Source organism: Paenibacillus sp. P22 (assembly GCF_000469945.2).
In the GTDB taxonomy this organism is placed as follows: domain Bacteria; phylum Bacillota; class Bacilli; order Paenibacillales; family Paenibacillaceae; genus Paenibacillus_O; species Paenibacillus_O humicus.
The window spans coordinates 20,569-29,157 of sequence record NZ_CBRA020000007.1; the positions used below are offsets into that span (position 1 = coordinate 20,569).

9 protein-coding genes and 1 pseudogene are annotated in these 8,589 nt (G+C 60.7%); 7 read left to right on the forward strand and 3 right to left on the reverse strand.

The features are described 5' to 3' along the window. The first annotated feature begins 90 nt into the window (after nucleotides 1–90). Genes BN871_RS02125 through BN871_RS02135 form a run of 3 tightly spaced genes read left to right on the forward strand, consistent with a single transcriptional unit; the run spans nucleotide 91 to nucleotide 1,970 of the window. Nucleotides 91–279, forward strand: a complete 189-nt coding sequence (locus BN871_RS02125; protein WP_021877681.1) for a PLD nuclease N-terminal domain-containing protein — start codon at nucleotides 91–93, stop codon at nucleotides 277–279. Next, entirely contained in the window at nucleotides 280–1,188 is a 909-nt protein-coding gene (locus tag BN871_RS02130) for an ABC transporter ATP-binding protein (RefSeq protein WP_021877682.1), read from the forward strand. Then, nucleotides 1,185–1,970 carry an ABC transporter permease subunit gene (locus tag BN871_RS02135; protein WP_048744161.1) on the forward strand — a complete coding sequence of 262 codons (786 nt, stop codon included), beginning with the start codon at nucleotides 1,185–1,187 and terminating at the stop codon, nucleotides 1,968–1,970. The genes BN871_RS02130 and BN871_RS02135 overlap by 4 nt, the downstream gene beginning before the upstream one ends. 142 nt (nucleotides 1,971–2,112) lie before the next feature. On the opposite strand, the gene BN871_RS02140 is transcribed toward BN871_RS02135, so the two are convergent. From BN871_RS02140 to BN871_RS02150, 3 genes are all read right to left on the reverse strand, one after another. After that, a complete protein-coding gene (locus BN871_RS02140; RefSeq protein WP_048744163.1) occupies nucleotides 2,113–2,484 on the reverse strand; it encodes a hypothetical protein in 372 nt (123 codons plus the stop codon). Between the two features lie 411 nt (nucleotides 2,485–2,895). Continuing rightward, on the reverse strand, nucleotides 2,896–3,375 hold the full coding sequence (locus tag BN871_RS02145) for a methylated-DNA--[protein]-cysteine S-methyltransferase (protein ID WP_053086924.1): 480 nt from the start codon (nucleotides 3,373–3,375) through the stop codon (nucleotides 2,896–2,898). Next, entirely contained in the window at nucleotides 3,368–3,988 is a 621-nt protein-coding gene (locus tag BN871_RS02150) for a bifunctional transcriptional activator/DNA repair enzyme AdaA (RefSeq protein WP_083436196.1), read from the reverse strand. Before BN871_RS02150 ends, BN871_RS02145 begins: the two co-directional genes overlap by 8 nt. 225 nt (nucleotides 3,989–4,213) lie before the next feature. On the opposite strand from BN871_RS02150, the gene BN871_RS02155 reads away from it, so the two are divergent. The 4 genes and pseudogenes from BN871_RS02155 to BN871_RS02170 form a co-directional block, all read left to right on the forward strand. Further along, on the forward strand, nucleotides 4,214–5,998 hold the full coding sequence (locus tag BN871_RS02155; RefSeq protein ID WP_127507316.1) for a sensor histidine kinase: 1,785 nt from the start codon (nucleotides 4,214–4,216) through the stop codon (nucleotides 5,996–5,998). Beyond that, the gene (locus BN871_RS02160; protein ID WP_021877687.1) at nucleotides 5,973–6,719 is read left to right on the forward strand and encodes a LytTR family DNA-binding domain-containing protein; all 747 of its coding nucleotides are present in this window, start codon (nucleotides 5,973–5,975) and stop codon (nucleotides 6,717–6,719) included. Before BN871_RS02155 ends, BN871_RS02160 begins: the two co-directional genes overlap by 26 nt. 327 nt (nucleotides 6,720–7,046) lie before the next feature. Then, nucleotides 7,047–7,292, forward strand: a pseudogene (locus BN871_RS27355) (carbon starvation CstA family protein); the annotation flags it as partial. Beyond that, nucleotides 7,192–8,589 (forward strand): choice-of-anchor I family protein (locus tag BN871_RS02170; protein ID WP_198157993.1); only part of this gene is annotated, 1,398 nt, incomplete at its 3' end. The pseudogene BN871_RS27355 and the gene BN871_RS02170, both read left to right, overlap by 101 nt.

Consider the following 8,589-nt stretch of genomic DNA (forward strand, 5'->3'; position numbering starts at 1 on the left):
CGCAACAGGCCGCCTTTCATCCGGCTGCCGGTTCGCTGCATAGCCGAGACTTATCCATCACGTCATTCAATTAAACGGGAGGTAGCAACCATGTCCGATACCCTGAAGCTCGTTTTGCCGCTCGCCATCCTGCAGCTCATTCTCGTCGCCGCCGCTCTTGTCGATCTCTCCAAGGTCCGCCGGACCAACGGTCCCAAGTGGATGTGGGCAATCCTCATCCTGTTCTCCAGTCTCCTCGGCACCGTCGCTTATTTTCTCTTCGGAAGGAGGTCGGACTGAATGCCGGATCTTGAAATCTCCCGGCTGTCCAAATCGTTCGGCAGCAAGGAGGCTGTCCGAGACCTTTCATTCACCGTCGGGGAAGGCCGCTGCGCGGGTCTGCTCGGACCGAACGGCGCCGGCAAAACGACGACTCTTCTCATGCTCGCCGGCCTGCTTGCGCCATCCGGAGGCAGCATCAGCTTCAACGGCAAAAGCGGAGGCGATATCCGGGAGATCATCGGCTATCTGCCCCAGTATCCGGCTTATCCGAACTGGATGAGCGGCCGGGAGTTCCTGAGCTTCACGGGCCGCCTGGCCCGTCTGGACAGACGGGATGCGGCGGATCGAAGCTCTGCCATCCTGGAGCGGGTAGGCCTGACGGACGCCGCGGACCGACGCATCGGAGGGTATTCCGGCGGCATGAAGCAGCGCCTGGGCATCGCCCAGGCCATCATTCACCGTCCGAAGCTGCTGCTCCTCGACGAGCCGGTATCGGCGCTGGATCCGCTCGGACGCCGCGAGGTGCTGGAGCTGCTGCTGGAGCTGAAAAAAGAGACGACCATCCTGTTCTCGACCCATGTCCTTCACGATGCGGAGGCGGTCTGCGACGACATCCTCATCATCCGGGACGGGCGCATCGCGCTGGGCGGCGAGCTTCGCCAAGTAATGCGGGAGCATACGGAGCCGGTTCTGACGGTCCGGTTCACGGAGCCTCGCGCGGAGTGGACCGAAGCTCTGGCGGAGCTTCCTTGCGTCCGGCACGCAGACAGCCGCTCCTTCGGCGTGGTGCTGGCCTTGAAAGGAAATCCGGAAGCGGCGAAGACGGCCGTCCTGAAAAAAATCGTGGACAGGGCAATATCGATATCGAGCTTGGAGTTCGGCCAGTCGACACTGGAGGATCTATTTGTAAAGGCGGTGCGGCCATGAGCCAGTGGATGGTGCTATACCGCAAGGAGATGCTTGGCATGAAACGCAGCTACAAATGGCTGTGGATTCCGGTCGTCTTCATTCTGCTCGGCGTCATGAACCCGGTCACGACCGCCTATATGCCGCAGCTGCTGGAGGCGAACGGCATCGCCAAGGAGGTCGCCGCGGCCATGCCCGTTCCTGCCGCCGCCGACATCATGCTGAAGACGCTGTCCCAGTACAACACGCTCGGGCTGCTGATTCTCGCCCTGTCGTTCATGGGCATCGTCTCCGGCGAGCGACAGAGCGGCGCGGCGGTCATGATTCATGTGAAGCCCGTATCCCATCTGTCGCTGGCGACGGCCAAATGGGCCAGCATAGCTTCCCTTGCGCTGACCGCCTTCGGAATCGGTTATCTCGCCACCTGGTACTATACCGATATCCTTATCGGCAGCGTCCCGCCGCATCTCATCGGACAAAGCCTGCTCCTGTACGCCCTATGGCTGCTGTTCGCCTTGTCCGCGGTCCTCATGTTCAGCAGCGCGATGGACTCGCAGGCCGGAGCCGCCTTCCTCGCGCTGCTGGCGCTGGCCGCGCTCTCGCTGCTGCCCAGCTTGCTTGGGCGCTTCATGAAATGGAGCCCCGGCAGGCTGACCGGCGAAGCGGGCACGCTGCTGTCAACCGGGAGCATGGCTTCAGGCGCCTGGCTGCCGATTGCGGCGGCGCTGCTTTTGACGGCCGCCCTGATTTTCTGTTCCTCGCTGCTCTCGAAGCGGAAGGCCGGGAACACGGGGACAAAATGAGCAAAGCGGACGCCTGTTTCGAAAATGAGAATGTCAGAGACGATGGCAGCACGAATGAAAAACACGCATCGGCCAAGCGCCGTCTGCGTGTTTTTTCGGTTTGCTTTCAAAAAAACGGGTCGTACGTTTGATCCTTTTTCCATCAATTGAAGAACTCGGGAGAAGAAACCGAAAACCAGCCTTCCTTCCCGGCTTTTTCCAGAATGGATTCCTTATCTTCGGAATCAAAGGAGTCCAGGTCCGCAATCTGCCGAGGCTCAACCTGCTTCAGATAATAGCTGCTTTGATCGTCCGTTAGAAGGATGTAATCAACACTTTCTGTCGACGTTTTGGTCGGGTACTGGAATTGAAGACCATAGATCTTAGAGATAGATTCGGCAGGCGGCAACGCTCTGGATTCGCCGGATCGAATCCACTTCCCGGCTGCAGCCAATTTGTCCGGATCGCTCTGAACAAGAATCAATTCGGGCTGCGCTTTTGCGGAATCGCTGCGGTAGAGAGACATATTGATCAAGCTCAGTTTCCCTCCCGGCGCGCTGTCCGCAGGCTTCCCCTCGCCCGATCCCGCCGAACAAGCCGTCAACACAATCACGAGAACAACCCAAAACGCCGAATGTCTACCCATTCAATCTCATCCCCTGCCGGCTTATTTGTTCTCCTTCACGGCGATTGCGAGTGCCGCTCCTATCCCGACTCCAATGGCAATCCTGCCCCGATATTGTCCATCGCCTGGCCGAGCTAAGCCCCGATGGCGATGCCGACCGCAATTCAGAGGCCGATGGAGCCTCCATTTTTCTTCTTGGGCCCGGTTTTTTCCGGATCAACAGGTTCGTGCGCCATTTGTTCCGCTCCCCTTCGCGTCGTAGAGGCTAGCACGGATTGAAGCCTGAGCCAGTTCCGCGAAAAAGAGCGGACGAGGAGGCTCTCATGCCGATTGGCCCTTATGTCGGGAGGCACAGCAGCGGCGTCCTGCCTCATCGAGATCGTTCAAAGTCATTGAAGGGATTCTTTTTTGCATACATGCCCGGACTCCGCGGAATCTCAGCCTGTTCTTCCCGTTGGCGCTGCCGACGGCCCGGATCGCCTTTTCGTTGCCGATCGCAACGGCGATGTCCTTGTAGGAGACGGTGTGCGCGTAAGGCACATCGGTCAAGGCTTGCCATACGTTCTTCTGGAAGTCGGTTCCCTGAGCGGCGCATGGGAACGTGAAGCGCCGGCGCTCGCCGCGGAAATATTCCTCCATTTGCAGCCGGCAGTCCATCAAGGCCCGCGGAGTGTCGGGCCGGATCGGCTCCGGGACCTGATCTTCATCCGAGAACAGGATGGACTGGACGCCTTCGTCCGTGCCGACGATCATAAGCACCCCGATCGGGGTGTCCAGGTCGACTCGATGCGGCTTATTCACGGACAACGACCTCCTTGGGGGGATGGGCCGGATCGGTTCCGCAGGCGGCGGCATCTCCGGAATCGGCCGAGCGGCGGCGGTATTGGCTCGGCGTGCAAGCCGTCAGGCGCCGGAACGCCTTGTAGAAATGGGACGGGCTTCGGAACCCGGACTCGTAGCAGATGTCCAGGCTGCCCCGGTCTGTCGTGCGCAGGAGGCGGGCCGCTTTGTCCACCCTTATTTTCTCCAGAAACGACCGCGGCGTCTCCGACGTCTCCTGCTTGAACAGCCGCTCCAGATGGTACGGGCTTACACCGGCAAATGCAGAAATGTCCCGCAGCGACAGAGCCTGCTTGTGCTCCCGGAGCAGAAAGGCCGATACGCTCCGGATCAGGGCGGCATGGGGAGTCCGTTCCGCTTCGGGCCGGCATCGCTTGCAGGCACGGAATCCGGCTGTCTGAGCTTCCTCCCTATGCGCGTAAAAGCGGACATTTTCCTTCTTCGGCTTTCTGGAGCGGCAGGACGGACGGCAGTAGATTTTCGTCGTTTTCACGGCGGTGTAGAACAGGCCGTCATATGTTTTGTCGCAGGCAATGATTTTTTCCCACATTTCCTCGAAACCCATGGTCTCCATCGCGCGCCTCCTTTCCTTGCCGGTTTCTTCCGGATTGTTTCTCTCCTCCGGATCGGCATCCTGCAGCCGGCTGGAGGAGGTCTCGTAACGTTAGTCTAGCCCAGATAGCGCTCCGATTCATCCTCATTCTTGCTTTTAGAATCGGCATCTCCGCGCCTTCCGCCGTACCGGATGCATTTTTAAGGTATAATCAGGCTCAAACCCATGGAAGCAGGTGAACCCTTCGTGATCCATTTGCTGCCGCTTATGCTCGAGAGGGTCGGCATTCTGCTCATCGTCGTCTTTCTGCTCTCCAGGATGAAGTCGTTCCGCCAGATCATCCACCATGAGCATCGGCTTAAGGAAAAGCTGCTGCTGATCGCCATCTTCGGCGCATTCGGCATCATCAGCAACTATACGGGAATCAAAATCAGCCACGGCGCCATCGCCTCGCAGGCTTGGCAGGCCAATGTCGATTATGAAAGCGCCCTCGCCAATACGCGCGTGCTCGGCGTCGTGCTCGGCGGCCTGCTCGGCGGCCCGCTCGTCGGCTTCGGGACCGGACTGATCGCCGGCGTGCACCGCATTACGCTCGGCGGCTTCACGGCGGTCGCCTGCGGCGTCTCCACGATCATGGCCGGCTTGATCACCGGCCTGCTCGGAGCCCGGATGCGCCGCAAGGGCAAAAGCATGACCTGGCGCGCCGTCGCCATCGGCATCGTCATGGAATGCGCGCAGATGGGCATCATCCTGCTCGCCGCCCGCCCGTTCGAGCCCGCTCTGGAGCTCGTGCGGGTCATCGGCATCCCGATGATCGTCATCAACGGGTTCGGCACGCTGCTGTTCATGCTGTTCGTGCAATCGATCGTGCAGGAGGAAGAGCGCACCCGCGCGCTCCAGACGCACAAGGCGCTGCATATCGCCGACCAGACGCTGCCGTTCTTCCGGCAAGGACTGAGCGAGTACTCCTGCCGCGAAGTGGCGGAAATACTGCTGCGGACGACCCACGCCGACGCGATCTCGATCACCAACCGGCAGCAGGTGCTGGCTCATGTAGGGATCGGCTCGGACCATCATATCCCGATGCAGAGCCTGTCGACGCAGCTCACCCGCAACGTGCTGGAGCACGGACGGCTGCTGAAGGCCAAGACGCGGGAGGCGATCCAGTGCAACCATGAAGGCTGTCCGCTGCAGGCGGCCATCGTGCTCCCTCTCCAGGTGCATCAGCGTACCGTCGGCACGCTCAAGCTTTATTTCACGAATCCGCTCCAAATGGACCGGGTCGAGCAGGAGCTCGCCGAAGGCCTCGGCAAGCTGTTCTCCACGCAGCTGGAGCTGGCGGAGGCCGAGCAGCAGAGCCGCCTGCTGAAGGATGCGGAAATCAAGGCGCTGCAGGCGCAGGTGCATCCTCATTTCCTGTTCAATGCGATCAACACGATCTCGGCCCTGTGCCGCACCGATCCGGAGACCGCGCGCAAGCTGCTGCTGCAGCTTGGGGTCTTTTTCCGCAGCAACCTGCAGGGCGCGCGGCAGATGCTCATCCCGCTGCGCAAGGAGCTGGAGCATGTCGAAGCCTACCTGACGCTGGAGAAGGCCCGTTTTCCGGGCAAATACACGGTCGAGCTGGACATCGACCCTGCGCTTGAAGAGGTGCTCCTCCCTCCGTTCACCTTGCAGCCGCTCGTGGAGAACGCCGTCCGGCATGCGTTCGGACCGCTGAAGGGGAAACGGGTCGGACATGTGACGATCACCGCGTTCCGGGAGGCGGAACGGATGGTGCTGGTCGCGGAGGATGACGGCATCGGCTTCGCCGAGGAGCTTCTCGCGACGGTCGGCAGGCAGAAGGTCAAGTCCGCTTCGGGCACAGGAACAGCGCTGCACAATATCAAGAAACGCATCGAAGAAATCTACCAGGGAGCCGCAAGCTTCGAGATCGCAAGCGGCAGCGGCGGCGCCAGAATCAGGATTGCCGTGCCGCTCAGCCATCATGATGGAGGGGAACAGGATGCTGAAAGCATTTATCGTGGATGACGAGCCGCTCGCCCGCGACGAGCTGGCCTATATTTTGCACCGCACCAAGCGCGTGGAGGTGGTCGGGGAAGCGGAATCGCTGGAGGAAGCGCTCCAGGGCATACGAAAGACAGAGCCCGATGCCGTCTTTCTCGATATCCAGCTAGCCGAGGAGAGCGGGCTTGAAATCGCGCAGCAGCTGCAGATTTTGGACCCCCGTCCGGAGATCGTGTTCGCCACCGCTTACGACGAGCATGCGCTGCGCGCCTTCGAGCTCAACGCCGCCGACTACATCCTGAAGCCGTACGATGAAGAACGGATCCGCAAGGCGGTGGAGAAAATCGCCGCGCTGCGGGAAAGCCGCACCAGTAGTCCGGCTCCCGCTCCGCTGCGGCCTCCTTCCGCTCCGGAGCGGACCGGCAAGCTGGCGATCACGGTCGAGGAGCGCATCCTGCTGGTGAACGTCGGCAAAATCCTCTATATCACGGCGGAAGAAGGAAAAACGCTGGTGGTGACCGCAGAGCAGACGTACAAGGTCGGCGAGCCGCTCGTCACCTTCGAGCAGAAGCTGCAGGGAACGCCGATCATGCGCGTCCACCGCGCCTATCTGGCCAATGTGGACGAGATCGAGGAGATCCAGCCCTGGTTCCACTCGACCTGCACGCTGATCATGAGAAACGGAGCCAAAGTGCCCGTCAGCCGGACATATCTGAAGGAGCTGAAGCAGCTGATCGGGCTTTGAATTTTCCTTGCGGAGCCCGTTTTTTTCCTCTAGCGGAGCCCGGCCTGCTGTTGCTTTCCTTTTGCGGATCCCGCTGCTTTTTTTCTTTGCGGATTCCGCTTTGTCGTCCTTTAGCGCAGCCCGCTGCTGTTGCTTTCCTTTCGTGGACCTGGATCTGCCCTTCCTTCACCCCGCCTCCGAACCTCGACGTTCACGATGAAGCCGCTTCCATTCGCTGCTTGATCTCTGCGCCTCAGCCCCGATTTCCTGCGTTTTGTCTTGAAAACGGTTTCCAAGACGTTTCTTTTTCTATTCTATAGACTATCAACGTCTTGGGAGGCCACCACCATGAATGCGATTTCAATCGTAATCGGATCCATATGCATTCTCATGATTGCCTATCGATTATACGGCACGTTCTTCACGCGCAAGGTGCTGAAGCTGAGCGACGATACGCCGACTCCGGCGCATACGCTGAAGGACGGCAAGGATTATGTCCCGACGAACAAATGGGTCGCCTTCGGCCATCACTTCGCCGCCATCGCCGCTGCCGGACCGCTCGTCGGCCCGATCCTCGCCGCCCAGTTCGGCTACCATCGTCGACCGCCAATCGCAGTCGGTGCGCCATGCGAAGTTCGACAATCCCTCCATCATCGACGATCTCGTGCATATTCGCGGCGATGTGGACGCAAAGGGGCTGATTACGGGGCCGGGAACGAAGGAGCGGGCGCTCACGGATCTGGAGCCGGAATATATCGCCTTGTCCGGGGATGCGGCAACGGCTTATGTGACGCTGCAGGAGAACAACGCCGTCGCGGAGCTGGACATCGCATCCGGCAAGTTCCTTTCGGTGAAGGGGCTGGGCTTCAAGGATTTCAGCAAGCCGGAAAATGCGCTGGACCTGCTCAAGGACGGCAAGATCTCGCTGGAGAACGTCCCGTTCTTCGGACGATACATGCCGGACGGCATCGCATCCTTCCAGGCCGGGGGCAAAACGTATCTGATCACCGGCAATGAGGGCGACGCCACCGACTTCCCCGGCCGCAAGAACGGCTCGACCGTCAAGGATCTGAAGGCCGCTCTGGATCCGAACTCGGCGGCTGCGAAGTTCCTGAACGGAACGACCGTCTACGACAAGGTCGAGGCGTCGAGCGACATGGCCAAGGACGGTATTTACATGTACGGAGGGCGCTCCTTCTCCGTCTGGGACGCCGCTTCGATGAAGCAGGTGTATGACAGCGGCAGCGGCTTCGAGCGGATTACGGCCGAGCGCCTGCCGAACAACTTCAACGCCTCCAACGACAAGCCCGACATGGATTCCCGCAGTCCCAAAAAAGGGCCGGAGCCCGAGGATGTGAAAATCGGACATGTCGGCGACCGGACGTTGGCCTTCATCGGCCTGGAGCGTGTGGGCGGAGTGATGACGTACGACGTGACGAATCCGGAAGACGCCCGTTTCGTCAACTACACGAACACCCGCGATTTTGGAGCCGGGGATCCGCTTGCTTCGGATACGGCGCCGGAAGGCATCGAATTCATCTCCGCCGCGGACAGCCCTACGGGCCAGCCGCTGCTGCTGGTCGCCTTTGAAGTCAGCGGCACGGTCGGCGTGCTTCAGCTCAACACGACCCTGGTGACGCTGGACCGCAGCGATATCGCCCTGACGGCAGGCGGCGACGCCGCATCGCTGAAGGCGACAGTGGCAGCGGGCACGTACGGCTCGGACAACGGCGCGGTGACGTGGACCTCCTCCGCGCCGGACATCGCCTCCGTCGATGGTTCCGGCAAGGTGACCGGGCATAAAGCCGGCACAGCCGTCATCCGCGCCGTGAGCGCCGACGGCTACGGCGCCGCCGAGGCTGCGGTGAAGGTAGCGGCTGCGACGCCGACG